Origin of the sequence: Synechococcus sp. R6-10, assembly GCF_047461815.1 — a bacterium.
Taxonomy (GTDB): domain Bacteria; phylum Cyanobacteriota; class Cyanobacteriia; order Thermostichales; family Thermostichaceae; genus Thermostichus.
On sequence record NZ_JANSHW010000725.1, the window covers coordinates 1 to 573 of the forward strand.

The window sequence follows — 573 nt, forward strand, 5'->3', positions numbered from 1 at the left end:
GGAGAGCGCGGTCGTGCAGGAGAGCATCCTGTGGGACGGCGCGACCGTGATGCGCGACACGATGCTGGTGCGCTGCGTCGTCGGGCGCGACTGCAAAGTCAAATCGAATGTCGCCATCTTCGACGGGGTGATTGTGGACGCCAAGCAACGCGCACGCAAGTAATGGTCGGGGCGCCCGGACTCGAACCGGGGACCTCCTGCACCCAAAGCAGGCGCGCTACCATACTGCGCCACGCCCCGTGAAATGGTGCGCGGTGGAGGACTCGAACCTCCGACCCCTTCCACGTCAAGGAAGTGCTCTACCACTGAGCTAACCGCGCACTTGGTGGAGCGGAGCGGATTCGAACCGCCGACCTCTTGCATGCCATGCAAGCGCTCTCCCAGCTGAGCTACCGCCCCTCGGTGCAGCACAAGGGATTATACCCCACTTAGGGCGCGTGAATCAAGAGGTTTTCGACAGCGTCGCCGAGCAGCTGGCTCAGGTCGTTCAGCGCCCACTGCGGGAGATGTTCCAGCGGGGCGCAGGCGAGGTCGTCGCGCGTGCTGACGCCCGTCAGCACCAGCGCGCATGGG

3 tRNA genes are annotated in these 573 nt (G+C 64.9%); all 3 read right to left on the bottom strand.

Annotated elements, in window-relative coordinates:
* Positions 1 to 163: 163 nt before the first annotated feature.
* Positions 164 to 240, bottom strand: a tRNA-Pro gene (locus tag NW837_RS15575).
* A 5-nt stretch (positions 241 to 245) separates the two neighbouring features.
* Positions 246 to 320 (bottom strand) — tRNA-Val (locus tag NW837_RS15580).
* A gap of 3 nt (positions 321 to 323) precedes the next feature.
* Positions 324 to 399 (bottom strand) — tRNA-Ala (locus NW837_RS15585).
* Positions 400 to 573: the final 174 nt, after the last annotated feature.